This is a genomic window from Falsirhodobacter algicola, from assembly GCF_018279165.1.
GTDB classification, from domain to species: domain Bacteria; phylum Pseudomonadota; class Alphaproteobacteria; order Rhodobacterales; family Rhodobacteraceae; genus Falsirhodobacter; species Falsirhodobacter algicola.
Genome location: NZ_CP047289.1, coordinates 1683763 through 1706253 on the forward strand (window position 1 = coordinate 1683763; position 22491 = coordinate 1706253).

Genomic DNA, 22491 nt, shown 5'->3' on the forward strand with positions numbered 1-22491 from the left:
GAGCAGTCCCGCAGGAGATATGCCCGCGGACGCGCAAATCAGCCCTGTGGATGGAAGAAATCGTGGATGTTCTGCGCCATCTGCGCCGAGATCCCCTCCACCGCGCGCAGATCCTGCAGCCCCGCGCGGGCCACCGCCTTGGCCGAACCGAAATGCGCCAGAAGCGCACGCTTGCGCGCCGCGCCGACGCCCGGAATGTCATCGAGCGGCGTGGCGCTGACGGCCTTGGCCCGTTTGGCGCGGTGGGCGCCGATGGCCCAGCGGTGAGCCTCGTCGCGCAGGCGCTGCACGAAATAGAGCACCGGATCGTTGCGCTGCAGCGCAAAGGCGCGCTGACCGAGGCGGTGGAACTCTTCCTTGCCGGCGTCCCGGTCGATGCCCTTGGCGACGCCCACCATGGGAATATCCTCGACGCCGAGTTCGGCCATCACCTCATGCACTGCGCTGACCTGCCCCGCCCCGCCGTCGATGAGCAGAAGATCGGGCCATGCCTCGCCCATGCGGTCGGGGTCTTCCTTCAGCAGCCGCTCGAACCGGCGGGTCAGCACTTCGCGCATCATGCCGAAATCGTCGCTGTTGGCCCCGGCGGCGCTGCGGATGTTGAACTTGCGGTACTGGCTTTTCAAAAAGCCCTCCGCCCCGGCGACGATCATGCCGCCCACCGCATTCGTGCCCTGAATGTGGGAGTTGTCGTAGACCTCGATCCGGCGCGGGGGGGCATCGAGGCCGAAGGCCTCGGCCAGCCCTTCGAGCAGGCGCGTCTGCGTCGCGCTTTCGGACATGCGCCGCGCAAGGCTCTCGCGCGCGTTGCGGGCCGCGTTCTCCACCAGTTCGGCCTTTTCGCCGCGCTGCGGCACGCCCACGACCACGCGGCGCCCCGCCCGTTCCGACAGCACCGCCTGCACGAGGTCGGGGTTGTCCACCTGCGTGTTCAACAGGACCATGCGCGGCGGTTCCTTGTCGTCGTAGAACTGCGTCAGGAACGCCTCCAACACCTCGGGCGGTTCGGCCCCGGCGCTTTTGGGATAGAAATCGCGGTTGCCCCAGCTTTGGTTCGCCCGGATGAAGAAGACCTGCACACAGGCCTGCCCGCCCTCCATATGAAGGGCGATGACATCGGCCTCGGACACGCCCTTGGGGTTGATGGACTGGCCCGACTGCACCTGCGTCAGCGCCTTGATCCGGTCGCGCAGGGCGGCCGCCCGCTCGAACTCCATCTCGGCCGAGGCTTCGGCCATGTCCCGCGCCAGATCGGCCTGCACGCGGGTGGAGCGGCCCTTCAGGAACTGTTCGGCATCCGCGATCAGGCCGGCATACCCCTCGGCGTCGATCTTGCCGACGCAGGGGGCCGAGCAGCGTTTGATCTGATAGAGCAGGCAAGGGCGCGAGCGGCTTTCGAACACGCTGTCCGAACAGGTGCGCAGCAGGAACACGCGTTGCAACTGGTTCAGCGTCCGGTTCACCGCGCCCGCGCTGGCGAAGGGGCCGAAATAGCTGCCATCCTTGCCCCGCTTGCCGCGATGCTTGCGGATCATCGGATAGGCGTGATCCTTGGCGATCAGGATATCGGGAAAGGATTTGTCGTCGCGCAGCAGCACGTTGTAGCGCGGCTTCAGCTGCTTGATGAGGTTCTGCTCCAACAGCAGGGCCTCGGTCTCGGTCCGCGTCGTCAGGAACATCATGGAGGCGGTTTCGCGGATCATCCGCGCGATCCGCCCCGAATGCCCCGAAGGGCGGGCGTAGTTCGACACCCGCGCCCGCAGGTTCCGCGCCTTGCCGACATAGAGCACTTGGCTCTGCGCATCGAGCATCCGGTACACGCCCGGAGAGGCATCGAGCGTGCGCAGATAGCGTTGGATCAGCGCATGGCCGGTGACGGCGGTATCGGCAGCCTCGGTCACGGGTGATTCCCGGATGCGCTGCAATGACGGCCAGCGGCAGGCAAGGGCAAAGACATCCACGACTCCTGTGGACAAGTCTGGGTAAAAACACGGGGAAGCGGCAAAAATCCCTTGTTTTGCAGGAGGCCCATTGATTTGCCCAATTTTTGTGCGCAATTCCAGGTCATTGTAATCGCTTGATAAATTTCCACTACCCCGGAAAAACCCCTGATTTATCTAGGATTCATCCCATGTGAATGACACTTCGACGACGGGGTGGACAACTGTCAGCGCTTGCGCCTCAGAAGCCCGAGGAATGCCAGAATCACCACGGCGGCGAGGAAGAGGACGGCAACCTTGATCAGCATGTCAGAGCCCCAGCCGTGCCCAGCCGGCACGGTCCTCTATGGCGCCGATGCCCGATTGCATCGCGCGCAGACCGAACCGCGCCAGAAGCCCGCGCTTCGGTGCATGGGCGACGAGGCGCACGTTGCGGCCGTAAAGCTCCTTCAGCTTCGGCACCAGATGCCCGACGCCGTCGACCAGCCCCAACTCGACCGCCTGCTGCCCCACCCAGATATCGGCGTTGAAGAGATCGGCATCCGCCAGCCGCGCCCCGCGCCGCGCCTTCACATGCGCGATGAAGGCATCGTGGATCGGGGCCTGTATCGCCTTCAGCCGGGCGACATCCTCCGCCTTTTCGGGTAGGAACGGATCGGCAAGGCTCTTGGAGGTGCCGGCGGTGTGCACCCGGCGCTCGATCCCGTGGCGGGCCATGAAGTCGGGGAACCCGAACCCCGAGGAGATGACCCCGATCGAGCCCACGAGCGAGGTCTGATCCACCCAGATGTCATCGCCCGCACAGGCCAGCCAATACCCGCCCGAGGCCGCCGCATCCTCGACGAAGACATGCACACGCACGGATTTTTCGTCGGCAAGGCGGCGGATGCGGGCCGCGATCAGGCTCGACTGCGCCGGCGATCCGCCGGGCGAGTTCACCACGACCGCCACCGCGACCGGCTTGCCGCGCCCGAAGGCCCGTTCGATCAGCGATGCCGTGGACTGATCGGACAGCCCGCGCGAGGAGATGACGCCCTGCAGCCGGATGACCGGCACGAGCGGACCTTTGTTCAGAAAGGGAATGAAGCGCTTCATGGCCCAGAGATAGAGGCTGCGCGCGCCCCGAACAAGGGCCGCGCTTGACCCCTGCCCCGCCCCCCGCTAGGCCATCGGCACCCACCAAACACAGGAGGTGTTCTTGGCCAATCCTTCCCTTCTCATCCTGCCGGGCGACGGCATCGGTCCCGAAGTCATGGCGGAGGTCCGCAAGGTCATCGACTGGTTCGGCACGCAGGGCCGCCCCTTCACCGTGGAGGAGGGGCTGATCGGCGGCGCATCCTACGACGCCTTCGGCACCCCGCTGAGCGATGAGACGCTGGCGCGCGCGCAGGCGGTGGACGCGGTCCTTCTGGGCGCGGTCGGCGGCCCGCAATATGCCGGCGTCGATTACGCGCTGCGCCCCGAGGCGGGCCTGCTGCGTATCCGCAAGGAGATGGACCTCTTCGCCAACCTGCGCCCGGCGCAATGCTTCGAGGCGCTGGCCGATTTCTCCTCGCTCAAGCGCGAGGTGGTGTCGGGCCTCGACATCATGATCGTCCGCGAACTGACCTCGGGCATCTATTTTGGCGAACCGCGCGGCATCCACCCCGACAATGCCGGCGGCCGCGTCGGCATCAACACCCAGCGCTACACCACCGACGAGATCCGGCGCGTCGCGCGCTCCGCCTTCGAGATGGCCCGCCGCCGCGGCAATCGCGTCTGCTCCATGGAGAAGGCGAACGTCATGGAATCGGGCATCCTCTGGCGCGAAGAGGTGCAGTGGGTCCATGACAACGAATATCCGGATGTGGAACTGTCGCACATGTACGCCGATAACGGCGCGATGCAGCTCGTGCGCAATCCGCGCCAGTTCGACGTGATCGTGACGGACAACCTCTTCGGCGATCTTCTGTCGGATGCGGCGGCGATGCTGACGGGCAGCCTTGGGATGCTGCCTTCGGCCTCGCTGGGGGCGCCGATGGCGAACGGGCGTCCGAAGGCGCTGTACGAACCCGTGCACGGCTCGGCCCCCGACATCGCCGGTCAGGGCAAGGCCAACCCGATCGCCACGATCCTGAGCCTCGCGATGGCGCTGCGCTATTCCTTCGACATGGGCGAGGAGGCGACGCGCCTCGAGCGCGCGGTGGAGCAGGTGCTGGCCGATGGGCACCGGACCGCCGATCTGATGGGTCCCGAAGGCGGCACTCCGCTGTCCACCAGCGCCATGGGGGATGCGATCGTCGCCGCGCTTGCACGATAGACCCTTGCTTTGCGGCGCGGATGGGTCACGTTTGGCGGGAACAGCCATTACGCGAAGCCCATGGACGGAAAAAGCAATCTCCGCGCCGCATTGTCGGCACTGACCGCCTTCCTGATCTACTCCACCCATGACACGGTGGTGAAGTTCCTCGGAGGATCCTACAGCCCGGTGCAGATCGTGTTCTTCTCGGTCTGCTTCGGGATGCCGCTCGTGACGGTCATGCTGATGCGGGACCGGACGGACGGCAACCTGATCCCGCGCCATCCGTGGTGGTCGCTGATCCGCACGGTGGCGGCGGTGCTGTCTGGGGTATCGGCCTATTATGCCTTCACAGTGCTGCCACTGGCGCAGACCTATGCGATCTTGTTCGCAACGCCCCTGCTGATCACGCTATTGGCCATTCCCATTCTGGGCGAACGGGTCGGGCTGCATCGCGGCGGGGCCATCATCGTGGGCCTGATCGGCGTGATGATCGTCATCCGGCCGGGGGCGGAGCCGCTGACGCTGGGCCATGCGGCCGCCCTCGCCTCGGCGATCTGCGGCTCGCTCGCGGCGATCATCGTGCGCAAGATCGGCCGGGAAGAGCGGAGCGTGGTGCTCATCCTCTACCCCATGATGGCGAACTTCGTCGCCATGGCGATCGCCCTGCCCTTCGTCTATGTTCCGATGCCGATCGCGCATATCGGCCTTCTGGGTCTGATGTCGGCGCTGTCCTTCGGGGCGATGCTGCTGACGATCAACGCCTACCGCATCGGCGAGGCCGTGTTGGTCGCCCCCATGCAGTACAGCCAGATCATCTGGGCGGCGCTGTTCGGCTATATGGTGTTCGGCGAGGCGGTGGACCGCGGAACGATCATCGGCGCAAGCGTCATCGTCGCCTCCGGCCTCTATATCGTCCTGCGCGAAGACAGCGGCGCATCGGCCGAACGCCCGGTCACCCGCTCGCGCTGGAGGCCCGAAACCTCCATGCCCCGCGTCGGTCCGATGATGCGGTGGCAGAAACAGATGAAGCGCTGAGATCCCCTCTTGCAAAGGTGCCGCGAACAGGTTAGTCCCGCCCCACGGTCGGAGCGTAGCGCAGCCTGGTAGCGCACCTGCTTCGGGAGCAGGGGGTCGGAGGTTCGAATCCTCTCGCTCCGACCAATTTTCCCGATTTGTTGACGCGTTTCAGGAAGTTTTGCTTTTTGTGTCAGGGATTCCTTCCGACACGAGCATGTCCTCAGAAGCTACGCTAGCTCCCCTGCACAGTGCTGCGCTTGCTGAGCAAGATGTCAGCGCTCTTGTCTGCGGAATATTCCGTCGGTGTAGGGTTGCGAGATTCCGGAGTTGAGCAGGTAGCGCGAGATGCTACAGCTACATTGCTACCATCGCGCTCGCGACTGCGTCGATAACGCGGAAAGGCCGGGTTCCAGCCACGCGCCGCAAGCGCGAAATCTCATGGAGCGATCAGGTGAAGCCGACAGTCAGGCGACTATCATAGTTCGATTTTCTTTGCACCGCCTCTAGGCAGCTTCGCGCCTAAGCTTACAGATGCTGCGAAACGCGCCAACATCTGCTATTATGAAAATTACCTTGGATTCAAGGTAATTTTTTGTACCTTGCTACCATGCCACTTCCTGCTTCACAGCTGCAACCTCATTGATAAACGGCTGGACACGTTGCTTACGCCAATCGGTATCAGGCCTAAACAGGCGCGCATTTTGAATGTTCTGAACCGCATCGGGCCGTCGTCTCAGAAGATGCTGTCCGAGCAGTTCGGCGTCACCTCCGGAAGCATGAGCACGATGATCGACAGGCTGGTGGCCGCGGGTCTGGTTCACCGCGAGAAGCACCCCGATGACAAGCGGACCGATGTGGTTTCACTCTCCAAGCGCGGAAGAGATGCGCTGATCAAGGTGCGTGATGTCTGGCGTGAGATCGACGACTTGATCACGGAGAAACTGGGGGCAGAGAAGGCGGGCCTGTTCTTCGATCTGACACGGGAACTCAAATACAAGCTGGGAGGGCAGGTCATCGGTCGCCCGGATCATCCGGTCCAATCGATGGCTGAGGACCACCCGAAATCCGAAACCGGGAGGACGTCGTGATTATACATGCGCGAATCGGGCTGATCGGGATCCTCATCCTTGCGGCGGGCGCAGGTGCTGCCGAAGTCCCGGCGCTGCAAACGCCTGCCCCTGTGATCTATCTCGCAGACAATCTCGACGAAGCAGACCGACTGGGATGGTGCATCGACACGCTGGGCCGTGGATTTGCCGAGACGCTACAGGCGCATTCCTGCAAGCCGCAGGGGGGCGACGTACAGTTTACCTTCGAGCAGAATGGCGGGCCAATCCGCTCGGTCGCATTTCCGGACTTTTGCGTGGAGCATGTGCCGGGCGGAGAGCAGGCCTTTGCACTGACCTCCTGTGACGCAGATCTGCCCGCGCAGCGATTTATCCATGATCCCGAGGCGCAGAGCATTTCACCGGCAGATGATCCGGCCATGTGCATGGTCGTCGGCACGCAGAGCCGCCAGGCCGGGCCCTTCATGTCGCGGTCTCTGGAGCTGGCTGTCTGCGACGAGACGCCTGAAAGCCGGAAAGAATGGGTTGTGGTAGATGGCTGAGAAACGGTTTTCAGCTTTCGTCAGAGAGAATTGGCTCCTCCTGTCTGTCTTCCTCGCGGCGATACTCGTCGCGCTCTTCCTGGCGTCCCGCGTCTTCATGGACTTTCTCTACTTCCACGATCCAGCAAACGTCGATGTGGATCTCAAGCCGTGGATGACACCGCGCTTCGTGGTCGTGACGTATGATCTGCCGCGCCCGTTCGTCTACGAGCTTCTGTCGCTCGACGCGAAAGAGGATCACGGCCTCCGGCTGCACCGCATTGCCGAGCGGGACGGGATCACCATGGACGAACTGACTGCCCGCGTCCGCAAAGCCGCCGAAGAGTACCGGGCCAGGCAGGAATGACGGAAACGGTCCTCGCCCTCATACCGGATTACGGTCTGATCGTCGTCTTTGCCGTCGTGATGCTGGCGTGCATGGCCGTGCCCGTGCCTGCCTCTGTTCTGACCCTGACTGCGGGGAGCTTCGCCGCCGTGGGCGATCTGTCTCTGCCCATGGTCCTGCTGACCGCGTTCCTTGCCTTCGCGATCGGCGATCAAATCGCGTTCCTGCTGGCAAGCCGGTTCGGGCGCAAGCTGCTTGCGCGGTTCGCGGATTCTCCACGCATGGGGCCGATCATCGCGCGCAGCGAGGACATGCTGAACCGCCGGGGTGCTTTGGCGGTCTTTCTCAGCCACACGATCTTCAGCCCGACCTGTCCCTATGTGACCTATCTCAGCGGGTCGGGCGGGCTGGCATGGTCACGCTTCACTGCCGTCGCGTTGCCGGGGGCTGCGGTCTGGACGGCTGGTTACGTGGGCCTCGGTTACGCCTTCGCATCACAGCTCGAGCAGGTCGCAACGCTGCTCAGCAACTTTTTCGGTGTGGTCCTGGCAAGCGCCGTCGCGATCGGTGCGTTGGCGGTTCTGCGGAAGCGATGGGCTACAGCCTAGGTGACAAGACGGCCTCTCTCCAGTTCACCCAGACAGGACAAGGCATGAAACTTCGACTTACGACTTCGCTTGCAGGTCTTGTCCTGGCACCCTGCGCCGCATTCGCAGAGCCCAATATCCTTTTGATCATTGCCGATGATATGGGGATCGATGCGTCGTTCTGCTATGACCTCGGGGATCAGCAGGCCCCCATGCCGAATGTCGAGGCCATGTGCGAAACCGGCCTTGTTTTCGACAACGCCTATGCCGCGCCGACCTGTTCGCCGAGCCGTGCAACGATCATGAGCGGGCTCTACGGCTTTCGCACGGGCGTCGGCGCCCCCGTTGATCCATCGGGCAGCGATCAGCTTTCGCCCGACACGCCGACCCTCTTCGATGCGATGGCACTTGCCGGCTATGCGTCCAACGTGATCGGCAAATGGCACATTTCGGGTCGTCAGCTTGGCTATGACATGCCGTCGCAAATGGGCGTTTCCGATTACTTCGGGCTCTATTCCGGTGGCGTCCAGGACTATTTCAACTGGACCTCTATCGAGGATGGCAAAGAAATCCAGATCGAGGGGTATTCAACCACCGTTCTGACGGATAGGGCCATAGATTGGATCGCGGGCCAGGATGACCCATGGTTCTTGTGGCTGGCCTATAACGCGCCGCATTCCCCGTTCCACCTGCCGCCAGATGATCTGCACAGCTTTGATGATCTTCCCGGCGATGACGCATCGATGGACGAAAACCCTTTGCCCTATTATCAGGCGATGCTTGAGGCACTGGACACGGAGATCGGTCGCCTGCTCGCCTCGATCCCCGAAGATGAAGGTGACAACACCGTTGTCGTGTTCCTCGGTGACAATGGGTCACCCGACCAGGTCACGCGCGAGCTTTTCGCCGATCATGGTGCAAAGGCCACAATCTACGACAGCGGCACGCGTGTCCCGCTGATTGTCAGCGGGCCGGGCGTTAAGCCGGGACGCGCCGGGGACTTCGTGAACACGACCGACCTGCACGCGACCATCGCTGCCTTGGCGGGGGCCGAGGTATCTACACCTGATTCCATTGATTTCAGCCCTGTGCTGACAGGCGGCAAAGGTGCGCGCGATTACATCCACGTCGAGCATTTCACCGACCGCCAAACGCGAGGCGGTGGTATTTATGGCTGGGCCGTGCGCGAAGGGGACTTCAAGCTGGTGGCTCCAATTGGAGAGCCGCAGGAACTCTATAATGTCGTGGAAGACCCGTTTGAGCTGACCAATCTGCTTCAAGGCGCGGACGCGGAGGCGTTCATGTCTGTCGCGGCAAACCTGAAAGCGCGCCGCGAGGCGCTTCTGGAAGCCTCTCGATAACCGAAGCGTACGAACATGAAGAAAATGCAGCCGACCCAGGCAGATGTCCAGGCGCGGATCGAGGCTTCCACCTGGAAACCGTCACGCCGGAGATTTCTGGCGGGGTCGACTGCACTGTCGGCAATCGGCTTGGCAGCATCCATCTTCGGACGCGCCGCAAGCGCCCAATCCGGTCCCGTCTTATTGGTTGTCGAGGGGGCCGACGGCGCGTTCACCTACAATGGCAAGTCGCCCGGTCCGACGTTCGTCATGGATCCCGGTGGCACGCTCGATATCGAGCTTGTGAACGAGCTGGAGGCCGTTCACGACGATTGCACCGATGACATGAATCGATTCCATGGGCTGCACACGACCAATCTGCACATGCACGGGCTCCATGTGTCCCCGACGACGGATGCATCGGGGCAGTTCGATGCCGACAACGTGTTCGTCAATGTGACGCCGCGCGGTCAGTTCATGCCCTGCGAGGAGATCTGCGGCGCGTAAGTGGCCGAGGTCTTCAGGGCCCATCGCAATCAATTCCGCTTCGAGATCGATCCCGATCTTTGCGACAGAAAGGCGTGAAGAATTATCCGCCTGTCTCCCACTGACGTTCTCCCTCTCGAACACCTGTTGCTATCGTTCGCGCATTAAATCTCAAGGTAGGGACGCGGAAAGGCAATCCTCCCCGTTTTGGCAGCAGCCATCTTAAATAGGGAATGGGCTCTGACCTTATCGAGCTAATATTGTCCATATTCCGCTCAAAACGTGACGCCCTCGATCTAGTCCATTGACAGCACATGCTGGTTCACAGACAGATTTTAGGACTAGTCATCATATGACTTTGAGGCATGTCTGCTTCTCACGTTTTGCTGTCGCACCCTGCGCCGTTTCACAATACGAGGACATATCACCATGCATACGACTGTCAAATTGAGTCTCATGGCATCGTCTTTAGCCGCCTTAACCGCTGCTGCATTCTGCACATCAGCCTATGCTGAATCCCCCCAAGTTCCTGCAGACAAATTCGATCTGAGCCATTGGAATATCACCGTACCCCTAGATGTGGATGGCGACGAAAAGGTCGATACCATTTCCGTTGCCGACATTCAGAAGTATTCTCACCCTGACTTCTTCTACCTGAATGAAAAAGGGGAAATGGTGTTCGCGACGCCGAACAAGGCGATGACGACGCCGAACTCCTCAAACTCTCGAAGTGAACTCCGGCAGATGCTGCGCGGTACGAATACCGATATCGACACGCATTCGCCCGGCAACAACTTCGCTTTGCAAGCCAATCCGAACGGGGAGATCTTTGGCGGCAAGCTGAACGCGACGCTGAAGGTCGACCATGTCCCCGAGCGTGCCGGCTACCCCGATAAATACCCGGCCTATTCCATGGTCGTCGGTCAAATTCATGCGGACATGAACGAAGACCAGATGGCCGAAGGAAAAGGCTTTGGCTATGGCAACGAGCCGCTCAAGATCTACTATAAAAAGTGGCCGGGTCATGAGAAGGGTTCGGTGTTCTGGAATTATGAACGGAACCTAGAGAAAGACGACCCCAACCGCGAGGATATCTCTTATCTCGTGTGGGGGAACAGCTGGGACAACCCCGATGATCCCGGTGACAGCGGAATCGCACTGGGCGAAGAATTCAGCTACGAGGTCAATGTTTACGGCAACGTCATGTCGTTGACCTTCGAATCTCCTGGCAAAGAAACCAAGCAATTCCAAATCAACCTTGCGGACAACGTCGACCCCAACGGACAAGTGGACCCTAAAGACAACCCGAATGGGTATGCCGAAGATCTCATGTACTTCAAGGCAGGTGCATACGATCAATGCAGCACCAAAGATGCCGAAGGCATCTGGTATCCAGCCTGCCCAGGTACGGGTGATTGGGCGGTCGATAAAGAGAATGGCGATTATGCCAGTGCATCTTTCTCTCGGCTCGAATTGAGCGATGGCGTTCAAAAGTGAAGCAAATGCGCTCGGTTCCGGCCGAGCGCACCGCTTGCCCCGTTTCTTGATCGCACCTTAGGATAACGGCTTTCAGCTTCGACTTTCCGGGCCTATTCGACGCAACACGCCGGATAGGCCCGGACCTTACATACTCAGCTATTTGCGCATGACGGATAAATGGCCTGCTGATACTTCCGAAGTATCAACAGGCCCTGCTCCGGCAACCTAATGCCGGAGCAAAAGACGTATCGGATCCGCTAAACTACACCTGCGTCCAGACCCCATTGGCCCGGCTGGAGCCGATGCATGCCTCGATGAACCGCATACCGTCCACGCCGTCCTGTATCCCCGGAAGGTGCTTGGGCATCTTGCCCGCCAGAATCGCATCTGCGGCATCGGAATAGATGCTGGCAAATGCCTCCAGATACCCCTCGGGATGACCCGCCGGTACGCGGGCCGCGCCTTGGAACCCTGCCCCGCCCCGCGTCAGAATCGTCTCCGGCGCGCCCAGCCCGCCGAAGCGAAGACGGTTCGGGTCGGCATGCCTCCATTCGAGACTGCCGGCATCGCCAATGACGCGCAGCCGAATGTCGTTCTCATAACCGGACGCGACTTGGGTGGCCCAAAGCATGCCTCGCGCATTTCCAAGCCGCATCAGGACCTGCGCATTGTCATCGACCAGCCGGCCGGGCACGAAGGTGCTAAGCTCTGCCGAAACGCTCTCGATCGGCAGGTGCGAGACGTAGCGGACCAGATGGGCCGCGTGGGATCCGATATCGGCAATGGCCCCGCCCGCGCCCGAACGCGCAGGGTCGGCGCGCCATTCGGCCTGTCGGCTGGTGCCGGCCTTTGCCAGCCAATCCTGCACGTATTCGGCATGAACCAGTCGCACCTTCCCGATCGCCCCTTCGCGGACAAGACGCCGCGCCTCGCGGATCATGGGATACCCGGCATAGGTGTGGGTCAGCACGAACAGCGCTTCGGAGGCGGCGGCCACCTCTGCCAGTTCCTCGGCCTGCGCCAAGGTGGCGGTCAGGGGTTTGTCGCAGATGACATGGATGCCGTTTTCCAGAAACGCGCGCGCGATGGGATAATGCATGTGGTTCGGCGTGACGATGGCCACGGCCTCGATCCCCTCGGGGTGGGCCGCCTCGGCGCGGGCCATTTCTTCGAAGCTGCCATAGCTGCGGGCCAGACCCAAGGCATCCGCCGAGCTGCGCGCCCGGGCGGGATCACTGGACAATGCCCCCGCGAGGAGGGAAAACCGCCCGTCGATCCGCGCCGCAATGCGGTGGACGGCCCCGATGAAGGCCCCTTCGCCGCCGCCGACCATTCCCAAACGAAGTTGTCTCATGCCGCAGGCTCCTCTTGCAGGCCAAGCATCCGGCGCAGTTCGTCCCGGCTGGTATCGGCCGAGGCGAAATCGTCGAATGCACGAGGTGTCGGTTCGATAATGTGACGACGGATGAAGGGCGCACCTTCCGCCGCGCCTTGGGCAGGGGATTTGATCGCGCATTCCCATTCCAGCACTGCCCAGCTTTCGTATCCGTATTGCGCCAGCTTGGAGAAGATGGCGGCGAAGTTCACCTGACCGTCCCCAAGGCTGCGGAACCGCCCGGCCCGTTCAGCCCATGGCGAAAACCCCGAATAGACGCCTTGGCGACCGGTCGGGTTGAACTCGGCATCCTTCACATGGAAGGCCTTGATCCGGTCATGATAGAGGTCGATGAAGGCGAGGTAATCGAGCTGTTGCAGGACGAAATGCGACGGATCGTAGGCAATTCCCACGCGCGGGTGGTGCTCCGTCGCCTCGAGGAAGCGTTCGAAACTGGCGCCATCCATCAAATCCTCGCCCGGGTGCAGTTCATAGGCGTAGTCCACGCCGTTTTCGTCGCAGGCGTTCAAGACGGGCGTCCAGCGGCGGGCCAGTTCGGCAAACGCCTCTTCGACCAAGCCTGCAGGGCGCTGCGGCCATGGATACAGATAGGGCCATGCCAATGCCCCCGAAAAGCCGACCTGCACCGACAGTCCCAGATTGCGAGATGCCTTGGCCGCCTTGATGCATTCACCCGCCGCCCATTCCGCCTGCGCCTTGCCGCGCAGATGCGACGGTGCAAAGGCATCGAACTGCGGGGCAAAGGCCGGATGCACGGCGACAAGCTGCCCTTGGATATGGGTGGACAGTTCCGTGATCACGACGCCCGCATCGGCGCAGACCCCGTTGATTTCGTCGCAATAGGTCTGCGAGGTCGCGGCACGATCCAGATCGATGAACCGTGGATCGCAGGGAACCTGAATCCCCTTGTACCCCAGATCGGCGGCCCATTTGGCGATGGGTGCAAGGGCGTCGAAAGGGGCCGTATCACCGCCGAACTGGGCAAGGAAAATCGCCGGTCCCTTCATTGCTTTCGGTGCGGTCATGGCAATCTCCTCAGGCAAGCAAAGCGCGGGCGGCGTCGGGGCCAAGCGCTTCGGGGCGGGTGCAGGGGGTGGTGATTTCGATGAACGTGCCGCTTTCCCCCGATGCGAGGATCGCGCCCATCACTTCGACCACATGCAGGGCGTAGCTGTCGTTGCAGCGGTGCGGGCGCCCTTGCGCGATGGCTTGGGCCATATCCGCCAGACCGGCGGTGCGATAATCGGCTGCCATGCCCCAATCGACCTCGCGGTTGTCGATCCCGAGCGGATGGTCCCATGCCGGCAGATCGGCCAGTTGATCCCGTTTGGTCAGACGCACCTCGCCGCCGAAGAAGTTCGGATCGGGCACGTGCAGCGTGCCTTCGGTGCCGTAAAGCGCCATCGGTGCAAGGTCGTTCTGCCACACATCCCAGCTGGCGACCAAGGTGACGACCGCCCCTTGCTCGAACTCCAGAAGGGCGTGGATCGTGGTCGGGGTCTTTACGGGGATCTCCTCGCCATCACGGGGGCCGTTGCCGATCGTACGCGTGGTTTCGGGCGTCGCGGTCAGGGCGGCCACCCGTTTGACCGGGCCGATCAGCTGCACCAGATTGGCGATGTAATAGGGGCCGAGATCCAGGATCGGGCCGCCGCCGGGCAGGAAGAAGAAATCGGGGTTGGGGTGCCAAGCCTCCATCCCGTGCGACATGACTGCGCAGGTGCCCGAGGTGATGCGCCCGATGGCACCACTGTCCACCAGATGACGGGCAAGCTGATGCGATCCGCCCAGAACGGTGTCCGGCGCCGAACCGATGCGCACACCCTTCGCATGGGCGATGGCCGCGAGTTCCCGCCCTTCCTCAAGGCTCAGGACATAGGGTTTCTCGGAATAGACATGCTTGCCGGCATTCAGCGCCGCCTTGGCGATTTCATAATGCGCGGCGGGGATGGTCAGGTTCAGCACCAGATCGACCTCATCGCTTGCGAGAAGGTCTTCGACGGACAGCGCCTTCACGCCGTATTCCTCGGCGCGCAGGGCCGCTGCGGCAGGGTTCATGTCGGCCACGGCCGTAAATTTGATATCCCCGAACTTCACAGCCCGCGAGAGGTAGGAGGTCGAGATATTGCCGCAGCCGATCAGGCCGATACGAAGGGGGTTGGTCATGAAACGGCTCCGGCTCAGAGGGTTGCGAAGGTCGCGTGCGCGGCCTTGGCAAAGCGTGCGAAATCGCTGGGGTTGTCGTGTTCGGCCACCAGCACGGCACAGCACGAGGTTTTGAGCGCGGCATAGATGGCGGGCCAATCGAGGGTGCCGGTTCCGGCATCCGCCCACCCATCTTCGTCCAGCTTTTCACCTGCGGGGGCCAGATCCTTGAAATGGGCGGCCGTGATGCGTTGGCCGTGCCGGGTGATCCAATCGATCGGGTCGGTGCCGCTGCGAACGATCCATGCGATATCCGCCTCCCATTCGATCATCGGTGCCGAACGCAGCAGGATCTCCATCGGGATCTGGCCATCGGGCAGGGCAAAGAATTCGAAATCATGGTTGTGCCAACCGAACGCGAGACCATGGCCCGCCATGGCGGCATGGCATGTCGCGAGTCGTTCGGCCAAGGCGACCCACCCTGCGGCATCGCTCGGCCGCTCCTCGGGGGAGAGCCAGGGCGCATAGACGGTTTTGACACCGAGCGTTGCGGCGATCTTGGCGATACCTTCCGCATCGTTCTCGCACATATCGATCGGCACATGCAGGGTCGGCATCGTCATGCCTGCCGCGTCCAGCTTGGCGCGTATGGCCGCCGCCTCGTCGAACATATCGAAGAACCCTTCGGCGGCCGGATAGCCGATCGCGCCAAGCTGGGTGATCACATCGGTATAGGGGGTGTAATTCTTGGCGGAGAAAAGCTGCAGGGAGAGGAGCATGATATGACTTTCGATATGGCCCGAAGGCCGAAACTTCAGATGCGGTTTTCGGTGGATGCGTCGAAAAGCGAGGCGGATTTGGTCATGAAGCCGATGTCGATCGTCTGCCCCGAGCGGATCTCGGTCTGGCCATCGACGCGTATGCGGAAGGGTTCCCCCGCAAGGCTGCTCCAGATCAGGGTGTCGGCGCCCATCGGTTCCACGACATCGACGGTGACGGTGGTGCGGACATCGCAGGCCGCTGCCGCGTCGCCGATCAGGATATGTTCAGGGCGAATGCCCATCACCGCCTTGACGTCGCCGCGGCGCGTGAAGGCATAGCCCGACATGTCGGCCGTCACAGGGCCGTCAAACCGTGTGCCGGTCAGGATGCCCGAGATGAAGTTCATCGGAGGCGAGCCGATGAAACCGGCCACATAGAGGTTTGCCGGGCGGTTGTAGATTTCCTGCGGCGAGGCGAATTGCTGCACGACGCCCCCCTTCATGATGGCGATGCGGTCGGCCAGCGTCATCGCCTCGATCTGGTCATGGGTGACGTAGATCATGGTGTTCTTGAGGTTCTGGTGCAGGCGCTTCAACTCCACCCGCAATTCGGCGCGCAGCTTGGCATCGAGGTTCGACAGCGGTTCGTCGAAGAGGAACACATCCACATCGCGAACGAGCGCGCGGCCTATCGCAACGCGCTGGCGCTGCCCGCCGGACAGCGCGGCAGGCTTGCGGTGCAGCAGAGGTTCCAGATGCAGGATCTCGGCGGCGCGGGCGATACGGGCCTCGATCTCGGCCTTGGGAAGGCGCGCGTTCTTCAAGCCGAACGACAGGTTTCCCTTCACGCTCATCTGCGGATAGAGGGCGTAGGATTGAAAGACCATGCCAATCCCCCGCTCCGACGGTTCGGCCCAAGTGACGTTCTTGCCCTCGATCCAGATCTGACCGTCGCTCGGTTCCAGCAGGCCCGCGATGCAGTTCAGCAGGGTGGATTTGCCGCATCCCGACGCGCCGAGGAGCACGAGAAACTCCCCCTTGCGGATATCGAGGTTCAGATGTTCCAGCACCGTCACGGCGCCGAAGCTGAGCCGCAGATCCCGGATGGATACGGACGTGTCCGCATCGGGTGTCGTTTGATCGAGCATGAATGGGCTCCTATGGAAATGGGGCGGCGAGGGTGCGGAAGGGCATCAGCCCTTCACCGCACCGGCGGCGATGCCGCGCACGAAGAGCTTGCCGGAAATGAGGTAGATGCTGAGGGGAACGAGGCCGGTCAGAAGGGTCGCCGCCATGTTGACGTTGTATTCCTTCACCCCCTGCACCGAGTTCACGATGTTGTTCAGCTGCACGGTCATCGGATAGCTCTCGGGCTTGGTGTAGATCACGCCGAACAGGAAATCGTTCCAGATGTTCGTCACCTGCAGGATGACGGCAACGGTGATGATCGGGACGGACATCGGCACGATCACCTGCAGGAAGATCCGCCAGAACCCGGCCCCATCCACCCGCGCAGCCTTGAAGAGTTCGGGCGGCAATGAGGCGAAATAGTTGCGGAACAGCAGCGTGATGATCGGCATGCCAAAGACGGTATGGACCAGCACGAGCCCCCAGATCGACCCCATCAGGCCCATCTCGCGCAGCAGGACCACGATCGGATAGATCATCACCTGATAAGGAATGAAGGCCCCGAACAAGAGGATCCCGAAGAAGATCTCCGATCCCTTGAACTTCCAGTTCACGAGGGCATAGCCGTTGACCGAGGCCACGGCGATCGAGATGATAACCGACGGCACCACGATCATGACCGAATTCATGAACCCGCGCGACAGGCCGTCGCAATTCAGGCCGGTGCAGGCCTGCGACCATGCCTTCACCCAAGGCTCGAACGTGATCTCGACCGGCGGGGCGAAGATGTTGCCCATGCGGATTTCCGGCAACCCCTTGAGCGAGGTCATCACCATCACCCACAGGGGCAGCAGGTAGTAGAGCGACAGCACGAACAGCGTGACGTACAGCATCAGACGCTTCGGCGTCATGCCGGATTTGGGTTTGGCGCCGCGCGGGCCGTCCAGAATGCGGGATGGAATATCAACCACGGCGTTTGCCTCCGAATTCGATGATGGCCCATGGCAACAGGATGATCAGCACCGCCACCAACATCATTGTGGATGCGGCAAATCCTTGGCCAAGGTTCTGATTGGCAAACATGTAATCGTAGACATATTTCGCCGGCACTTCGGAGCTGATGCCCGGCCCGCCCTGCGTCAGGGCTACGACCAGATCATAGAGCTTCACGATCCCCGCGCCGATCAGCACCGTCGCCGTGGCGAACACGGGGCGCATGATGGGCAGGATGATGAAGACATAGGTTTTCCATGCGGGGATGCCGTCCACGCGGGCCGCTTTCCACAGGTCTTCGTCCACCCCGCGCAGACCGGCCAGCATGATCACCGTGATGAGGCCGGTCCCCTGCCACAACCCCGCCATCAGCAGCGCCCCGATCACGAGGGATGAATTATGAAGGGGGTCGAAAGCGAAGGTGTCCCAACCCGCGCGGCGAACCATTTCCTGAATGCCGAAATCAGGGTTCAGGATCCATTGCCACACCAGTCCCGTTACGATGAACGACAGGGCATAGGGATAGAGGAAGATGGTGCGAAACAAGCTCTCCATCCGGATCTTCTGATCCAGCAGGGCGGCCAGGACGAAGCCCAGCACCAGCGACAGCACCAGCGCCAGCACCCCGTAGATTGCGATGGTTTCGACGGACTGCATCCAGCGGGGGGTGCTCCACAACCGCTCGTATTGCGACAGGCCCGCGAAATCCCCGTTGGGCAGCATCCGCGATTTGGTGAAGCTGTAATAGACGGTCCAGCCCGAACAGCCGATGAAGACGACCAAGGCCGTGAGGATCATCGGCAGAGCCGCGATCTTGGCCATCGGATTGCGCAGGACATTCCGGGGCCGCGTGGTTTTCAGCCGCGTATGGGCGTTGGGCATAAGGGGCAGATCCTTGGCGATCAGCCGATCGGGGCCAGACATGTCGCAGTCCTTTTGCATGGGAAGATTGGGGCAGCGACGACAGCGGACCCGCCGCTGTGGAGGATCGATGCGAACCGATCCTTCGCTGCCCCGAGGAGGCGGATCCTTACTTGTCGTAAGCGATGATATCCGCGAAACGGGCCTGCGCATCCGCGGGGGCCATGTCGCCGCCGAAGAACTCGGCCATCAGATCTTGGATCTGACCGACGGCATCGGGGGTGATCAGGGCGTCGCCGCTGGGAACCGTGTTCCCCGCCTCCAGCGTGGCCAGACCCTTCTGCATGCAGGTCCCTGCTTTCGACATGTCGATATCGCCCCGGATGGGCAGCGATCCCTTGCGCAGGTTGAAGGCGACCTGCGTCTCCGGTGCCACGATCACGCGGGCCAGTTCCTTTTGCGCGGCAGTGACCTCGGGGTCCTTGTTCACCGGGAAATAGATGGCATCGCCGCCGGTGGAGATGACGGATTCATGCCCAAGGCCGATGAAGCAATCGTAATCGGTGCCGGGTTTCTTTCCGGCGAGGGCGAACTCGCTCTGGGCCCAGTCGCCCATGATCTGCGCGCCGGCATCGTTATTGATGATCTTGGCCGTCGCGAGGTTCCAGTCCTGAACGTTCGTGCCCTTGGACATCTCCCGCGCAATGGCAAGCTCCTCGAACGCCTTGGTCACGGCCTCTCCGTGCAGGGTGTCCTCGTCACCCTCGCCATAGGCGGCCATATAACCCTCGCGGCCAGCATATTCGAGGATGAGCATGTCGAGCACATAGGCCTGCTGCCACCCCTGCGCCCCGACCGCCAGAGGCAGCTTGCCCGCCGCCCGCATGGCATCCGCGCTGGCCTTCATCTCCTCCCAGTTGGTGGCCGGTTTCACGCCCGCCGCCTCATAGGCCGCGGGGGAAGTCCAGACCCATTGCGGGGAGTGGATGTTGAGCGGCGCGCAATAGACTTTGCCATCGAGCGTGCAGGCATCCAGAAGGGATACGGGCTGGATGATGTCGCGCCAATGCCCGGCCTCGGCCACATCGGTGATGTCCTGAAGCAGCCCGGCCTCCATCAACTCCTGAGCTTGAAGGCCGTGGTTCAACTGGGTGGCCCCCATCGGATCGCCGCCGAGGATGCGCGAAATGATGATCGGACGCGCGACCCCGCCCGAGCCGGCGATCGCGCCATCGACCCATTTGTTCTTGCCATCGGCCTCGAACGCATTGGCGAGTTCCCGCACCGCCGCGGCCTCGCCGCCCGATGTCCACCAATGGGTGACCTCCAGATCGGCCGCATCGGCACCGGACGGCGCGATGCCGACGGCGAGTGGAAGCGCCACGCAAGCTGCCCCAAGCATAAAGGTGCGTATCGTCATGCTATCTCCTCCCAGAGATCTCGGGTGATCCCGAATGTTCTGCGCAGATCATGCGCGTGATATGGCGCGTCACAACACGCGGACCGGCCGGGTGCGCCATCACACCATGCCTGCGTGGATCAACTTGTGTAAACGATTACAAACCCGAACGGGGCCTCCCATGAAATCGATTACAGTTGACAGGTTTGCATGCCCGCAATGGTCCGTCAACAGAAATGTAATTGTTTACATTGGGCCACGGGGCTACAATATCGGGGCAAATGGATCGGAAGCCGAATGTCTGTCAGCATCAAGGATATCGCGCGGTTATGCGGCGTTTCGACGGCCACCGTTTCCCGTACCCTGTCCCATCCCGACCGGGTGTCGGAGGATACGCGCGCACAGGTCATGACGGTGGTGGCGACGCTGGGCTACAACGTGAACAGCGCGGCGCGATCGCTGCGCCGCCAACGGTCCGATTCGGTTTTGGCCATCGTGCCCGATCTGGGAAACCCGTTCTTCTCGGCAATTTTGGCGGGGATGGAAGAGGCGCTGCATGCGGCGGGAATCGACCTGCTGATCCGCGATTCGCGTCAGGCCGGAAACAGCGGCGAGGTGATGTTGAACCATCTGCGTCAGGGGCGCGTTGACGGGCTAATCTGTCTGGACGGCGCCCTGCCCGAGGCGACGCGGCGCGCCTTGGCCGCGCCCGATGTCGCGCGGCGCGTGGTGTTCTGCTGCGAATGGCTGTCGGGCGATGATGGGGCGCTGTTCCCTTCGGTCCGCTCGGACAATCAGACCGGGGCGCGACTGGCCATCGATACGCTGGTGGGCTTGGGGCACCGGAATATCGCATTCCTAGCCGGTCCCCCTAGCAACGTATTGTCCCAAGAGCGCCGGATCGGCACCGTGGCGGCCTTGGCCGCGCATGGGTTGGAATTGTCCCAAACCTGCGGGGGCGGGCAGGATTTCGGCCTGCAAGCCGGGTATGAGGCGGCGCAGTGGCTGGTCGGGCTGGAGCCGCGGCCGACGGCCGTGCTCTGCGTCTCCGATCAGATGGCGATGGGCCTCATCGCCGGGCTGAACGATCTGGGCGTGTCCGTGCCGCGGGATATCTCGGTCATCGGCTTCGATGACATCGTGACCGCCGCATATTTCCGCCCGGCGCTGACGACGGTCCGGCAGAACCGGGGGGAGATCGGCAAGCGCGCGGCGGAACTCCTGATGATTCAGGTGCGCGAGGGCGCGGAGCCGCCGGAGGTCCCCGCAGTCGTCAACGTCCCCGTCGAGTTGATCATGCGATCGACCGTCGGGCCTGCCCCCTAAGGCCCGAACCCGCGCCGCGCTTACCCCTCGAACGCCTCAGCCAACGCGCAGGCGCGGCATTCCAACCGTCCATTCCTCGGCCAGACGAAGCGCCTTTTCCGCATCCTCGTCGCTCAGCTTCTGCCGAAAGTCGCGCCACGCCGCGCCATCGGTTTCGGCGCCGAAATCCTGCGCCAGTTGCTCATAGGCCAAGGCGAGGACCCGGTTTTCGGGAAGGCCGCGCCCTTCGTCATAGAGCATCGCAAGGAACTGCATCGCGCGCGGCTCGCCATGTTCGGCAGCCTTGAAGAACCACTCTGCGGCATCGGCATCGCTCTGCTCGATGTCGTCGCGATTGAGGAGCATGAGGCCGATGTTGAGATAGGCCGTCGGCTCCCCGCCCTTGGCCGCGCGCTGATACCACGCCAGCGCCTCGTCGAGATCCTGCGCGACGCCCCAGCCCATCTGGTACTGTTTGCCGACATTGATCTCGGCCGCCGGTTCACCCTGCTCTGCCGCTTGCATGTACCATTCCAGCGCCTTGCGCTGATCTTGCGCGACGCCGATCCCGTCGTTGTAGAGATTGCCGAGGTTGATCTGGGCGGCCGGATGGCCCTGCTGCGCGGCGGCGAGGTAATGGCCTTGCGCCGTAGCGGGGTCCGCGGGGATGCCCATCCCCCGGTCGTAGATCAGGCCCAGAACATATTGCGCATCCGCCATCCCTTGGTCCGAGGCGATGCGCAGCAGATGGATGGCCCGCTCGGGGTCCGGCTCGCCCCCTGCCCCTTCCAGAACCAGCGTTCCGGCGCGATACGCCGCAAGGCCAAAGGTCGGATCGGCCTTCAGACATTTCTCATACCACGCAAGGGCCTTCGCCGGATCCTCGGGCAGTTCGCCCCCGGCATCGTACATATTGCCGAGATTGAACATCGCCTTGACGAATCCCTGTTCCGCCGCGCGGGTGAAATAGGAAATCGCCGTCTCCGTATCCTCGTCCACGCCCAAGCCGTTGCGATAGCACACGCCGACCGAGTTCAGCCCCCCTGCGTTGTTCTGTTCGGCGGCCTGCCGCGCCCAGTGCAGGGAGGTCACGAAGTTCTGCGCCACACCCAGCCCGTCGAAATACAAACGCCCCAATTGGCATTGCGCCTCGGCATCGCCCTGCTCGGCAAGCGCGGCGAATATCTCATAGGCGCGATCGTACCGACCTTGCTCCCGTGCCTTCATGCCATCTTCGATGTCGAACGATGCCGTGTTCGTCGATTGAAACGGTTTCAGCATCCGACCGAAGAATGACGTCTTGCCAGGGGTTTGCATCGCTGGGGTATCCCTTGTTGCTTGTAGCTATGGTCGAGTAACGCACCCTTGCAGAGCGCGGGTCCGAGTCCCCATCCTCTAACCCATTCGGGCCGGGATCACCATCGGCGGGCAATAACCCA

General features: G+C 62.4%; 21 protein-coding genes and 1 tRNA gene. 11 read left to right on the forward strand and 11 right to left on the reverse strand.

Annotated elements, in window-relative coordinates; all coding sequences use genetic code 11:
* Nucleotides 1–38: 38 nt before the first annotated feature.
* On the reverse strand, nucleotides 39–1811 hold the full coding sequence (gene uvrC, locus GR316_RS08425; RefSeq protein WP_249218842.1) for an excinuclease ABC subunit UvrC: 1773 nt from the start codon (nucleotides 1809–1811) through the stop codon (nucleotides 39–41).
* Nucleotides 1812–2249: 438 nt separating this feature from the next.
* Nucleotides 2250–3035 (reverse strand): S49 family peptidase, encoded by a 786-nt coding sequence (locus GR316_RS08430; RefSeq protein WP_211783506.1) that lies wholly within the window; start codon nucleotides 3033–3035, stop codon nucleotides 2250–2252.
* A 103-nt stretch (nucleotides 3036–3138) separates the two neighbouring features.
* Here GR316_RS08430 and leuB point away from each other — a divergent pair, with 103 nt between their 5' ends.
* The 10 genes from leuB to GR316_RS08480 all read left to right on the forward strand — a co-directional run bounded on the left by leuB (nucleotide 3139) and on the right by GR316_RS08480 (nucleotide 11082).
* Nucleotides 3139–4239: a 3-isopropylmalate dehydrogenase gene (leuB, locus tag GR316_RS08435; protein WP_211783507.1), complete on the forward strand. Its 1101-nt coding sequence runs from the start codon at nucleotides 3139–3141 to the stop codon at nucleotides 4237–4239.
* A 60-nt stretch (nucleotides 4240–4299) separates the two neighbouring features.
* Entirely contained in the window at nucleotides 4300–5256 is a 957-nt protein-coding gene (locus GR316_RS08440) for a DMT family transporter (RefSeq protein ID WP_211783508.1), read from the forward strand.
* A 49-nt stretch (nucleotides 5257–5305) separates the two neighbouring features.
* Nucleotides 5306–5382 (forward strand) — tRNA-Pro (locus GR316_RS08445).
* A 515-nt stretch (nucleotides 5383–5897) separates the two neighbouring features.
* On the forward strand, nucleotides 5898–6326 hold the full coding sequence (locus GR316_RS08450) for a MarR family winged helix-turn-helix transcriptional regulator (protein ID WP_211783509.1): 429 nt from the start codon (nucleotides 5898–5900) through the stop codon (nucleotides 6324–6326).
* The gene (locus GR316_RS08455; protein ID WP_211783510.1) at nucleotides 6323–6847 is read left to right on the forward strand and encodes an RICIN domain-containing protein; all 525 of its coding nucleotides are present in this window, start codon (nucleotides 6323–6325) and stop codon (nucleotides 6845–6847) included. Before GR316_RS08450 ends, GR316_RS08455 begins: the two co-directional genes overlap by 4 nt.
* Entirely contained in the window at nucleotides 6840–7193 is a 354-nt protein-coding gene (locus GR316_RS08460) for a hypothetical protein (protein WP_211783511.1), read from the forward strand. The genes GR316_RS08455 and GR316_RS08460 overlap by 8 nt, the downstream gene beginning before the upstream one ends.
* The gene (locus GR316_RS08465; RefSeq protein WP_211783512.1) at nucleotides 7190–7780 is read left to right on the forward strand and encodes a DedA family protein; all 591 of its coding nucleotides are present in this window, start codon (nucleotides 7190–7192) and stop codon (nucleotides 7778–7780) included. Before GR316_RS08460 ends, GR316_RS08465 begins: the two co-directional genes overlap by 4 nt.
* A gap of 44 nt (nucleotides 7781–7824) precedes the next feature.
* A complete protein-coding gene (locus GR316_RS08470; protein WP_211783513.1) occupies nucleotides 7825–9120 on the forward strand; it encodes a sulfatase-like hydrolase/transferase in 1296 nt (431 codons plus the stop codon).
* 15 nt (nucleotides 9121–9135) lie between these two features.
* Nucleotides 9136–9606 carry a cupredoxin domain-containing protein gene (locus tag GR316_RS08475; protein ID WP_211783514.1) on the forward strand — a complete coding sequence of 157 codons (471 nt, stop codon included), beginning with the start codon at nucleotides 9136–9138 and terminating at the stop codon, nucleotides 9604–9606.
* 408 nt (nucleotides 9607–10014) lie between these two features.
* Entirely contained in the window at nucleotides 10015–11082 is a 1068-nt protein-coding gene (locus GR316_RS08480) for a polysaccharide lyase family 7 protein (RefSeq protein WP_211783515.1), read from the forward strand.
* A gap of 244 nt (nucleotides 11083–11326) precedes the next feature.
* Here the strand turns inward: GR316_RS08480 and GR316_RS08485 are convergent, their stop codons facing one another.
* The 8 genes from GR316_RS08485 to GR316_RS08520 form a co-directional block, all read right to left on the reverse strand.
* Nucleotides 11327–12418: a Gfo/Idh/MocA family protein gene (locus GR316_RS08485; protein WP_249218744.1), complete on the reverse strand. Its 1092-nt coding sequence runs from the start codon at nucleotides 12416–12418 to the stop codon at nucleotides 11327–11329.
* Nucleotides 12415–13485 (reverse strand): sugar phosphate isomerase/epimerase family protein, encoded by a 1071-nt coding sequence (locus GR316_RS08490; RefSeq protein ID WP_211783516.1) that lies wholly within the window; start codon nucleotides 13483–13485, stop codon nucleotides 12415–12417. The genes GR316_RS08485 and GR316_RS08490 overlap by 4 nt, the downstream gene beginning before the upstream one ends.
* A 10-nt stretch (nucleotides 13486–13495) precedes the next feature.
* Nucleotides 13496–14626 (reverse strand): Gfo/Idh/MocA family protein, encoded by a 1131-nt coding sequence (locus tag GR316_RS08495; RefSeq protein WP_211783517.1) that lies wholly within the window; start codon nucleotides 14624–14626, stop codon nucleotides 13496–13498.
* 14 nt (nucleotides 14627–14640) lie between these two features.
* Nucleotides 14641–15384: a sugar phosphate isomerase/epimerase family protein gene (locus tag GR316_RS08500; protein ID WP_211783518.1), complete on the reverse strand. Its 744-nt coding sequence runs from the start codon at nucleotides 15382–15384 to the stop codon at nucleotides 14641–14643.
* Nucleotides 15385–15419: 35 nt separating this feature from the next.
* Nucleotides 15420–16514 carry an ABC transporter ATP-binding protein gene (locus tag GR316_RS08505; protein WP_211783519.1) on the reverse strand — a complete coding sequence of 365 codons (1095 nt, stop codon included), beginning with the start codon at nucleotides 16512–16514 and terminating at the stop codon, nucleotides 15420–15422.
* Between the two features lie 45 nt (nucleotides 16515–16559).
* Nucleotides 16560–17405, reverse strand: coding sequence for a carbohydrate ABC transporter permease (locus GR316_RS08510; RefSeq protein WP_211785163.1), 846 nt, complete (start codon nucleotides 17403–17405; stop codon nucleotides 16560–16562).
* Between the two features lie 52 nt (nucleotides 17406–17457).
* Nucleotides 17458–18309 (reverse strand): carbohydrate ABC transporter permease, encoded by an 852-nt coding sequence (locus GR316_RS08515; RefSeq protein WP_211785164.1) that lies wholly within the window; start codon nucleotides 18307–18309, stop codon nucleotides 17458–17460.
* Nucleotides 18310–18517: 208 nt separating this feature from the next.
* The gene (locus GR316_RS08520; protein ID WP_211783520.1) at nucleotides 18518–19768 is read right to left on the reverse strand and encodes an ABC transporter substrate-binding protein; all 1251 of its coding nucleotides are present in this window, start codon (nucleotides 19766–19768) and stop codon (nucleotides 18518–18520) included.
* 276 nt (nucleotides 19769–20044) lie between these two features.
* Between GR316_RS08520 and GR316_RS08525 the strand changes: the two genes are divergently transcribed.
* A complete protein-coding gene (locus GR316_RS08525; protein WP_211783521.1) occupies nucleotides 20045–21073 on the forward strand; it encodes a LacI family DNA-binding transcriptional regulator in 1029 nt (342 codons plus the stop codon).
* A gap of 36 nt (nucleotides 21074–21109) precedes the next feature.
* Here GR316_RS08525 and GR316_RS08530 read toward each other — a convergent pair whose 3' ends face one another.
* On the reverse strand, nucleotides 21110–22279 hold the full coding sequence (locus GR316_RS08530) for a tetratricopeptide repeat protein (protein ID WP_249218745.1): 1170 nt from the start codon (nucleotides 22277–22279) through the stop codon (nucleotides 21110–21112).
* Nucleotides 22280–22491: the final 212 nt, after the last annotated feature.

Coding starts and splice junctions, on each gene's coding strand:
- uvrC (WP_249218842.1), bottom strand. CDS start 1,811: ATGCTCGATGCGCAGAGCCAAGTGCTCTATGTCGGCAAGGCGCGGAAC.
- GR316_RS08430 (WP_211783506.1), bottom strand. CDS start 3,035: ATGAAGCGCTTCATTCCCTTTCTGAACAAAGGTCCGCTCGTGCCGGTC.
- GR316_RS08440 (WP_211783508.1), top strand. CDS start 4,300: ATGGACGGAAAAAGCAATCTCCGCGCCGCATTGTCGGCACTGACCGCC.
- GR316_RS08460 (WP_211783511.1), top strand. CDS start 6,840: ATGGCTGAGAAACGGTTTTCAGCTTTCGTCAGAGAGAATTGGCTCCTC.
- GR316_RS08465 (WP_211783512.1), top strand. CDS start 7,190: ATGACGGAAACGGTCCTCGCCCTCATACCGGATTACGGTCTGATCGTC.
- GR316_RS08470 (WP_211783513.1), top strand. CDS start 7,825: ATGAAACTTCGACTTACGACTTCGCTTGCAGGTCTTGTCCTGGCACCC.
- GR316_RS08475 (WP_211783514.1), top strand. CDS start 9,136: ATGAAGAAAATGCAGCCGACCCAGGCAGATGTCCAGGCGCGGATCGAG.
- GR316_RS08480 (WP_211783515.1), top strand. CDS start 10,015: ATGCATACGACTGTCAAATTGAGTCTCATGGCATCGTCTTTAGCCGCC.
- GR316_RS08485 (WP_249218744.1), bottom strand. CDS start 12,418: ATGAGACAACTTCGTTTGGGAATGGTCGGCGGCGGCGAAGGGGCCTTC.
- GR316_RS08490 (WP_211783516.1), bottom strand. CDS start 13,485: ATGACCGCACCGAAAGCAATGAAGGGACCGGCGATTTTCCTTGCCCAG.
- GR316_RS08495 (WP_211783517.1), bottom strand. CDS start 14,626: ATGACCAACCCCCTTCGTATCGGCCTGATCGGCTGCGGCAATATCTCG.
- GR316_RS08500 (WP_211783518.1), bottom strand. CDS start 15,384: ATGCTCCTCTCCCTGCAGCTTTTCTCCGCCAAGAATTACACCCCCTAT.
- GR316_RS08505 (WP_211783519.1), bottom strand. CDS start 16,514: ATGCTCGATCAAACGACACCCGATGCGGACACGTCCGTATCCATCCGG.
- GR316_RS08510 (WP_211785163.1), bottom strand. CDS start 17,405: ATGACGCCGAAGCGTCTGATGCTGTACGTCACGCTGTTCGTGCTGTCG.
- GR316_RS08515 (WP_211785164.1), bottom strand. CDS start 18,309: ATGGCCAAGATCGCGGCTCTGCCGATGATCCTCACGGCCTTGGTCGTC.
- GR316_RS08520 (WP_211783520.1), bottom strand. CDS start 19,768: ATGACGATACGCACCTTTATGCTTGGGGCAGCTTGCGTGGCGCTTCCA.
- GR316_RS08525 (WP_211783521.1), top strand. CDS start 20,045: ATGTCTGTCAGCATCAAGGATATCGCGCGGTTATGCGGCGTTTCGACG.
- GR316_RS08530 (WP_249218745.1), bottom strand. CDS start 22,279: ATGAAGGCACGGGAGCAAGGTCGGTACGATCGCGCCTATGAGATATTC.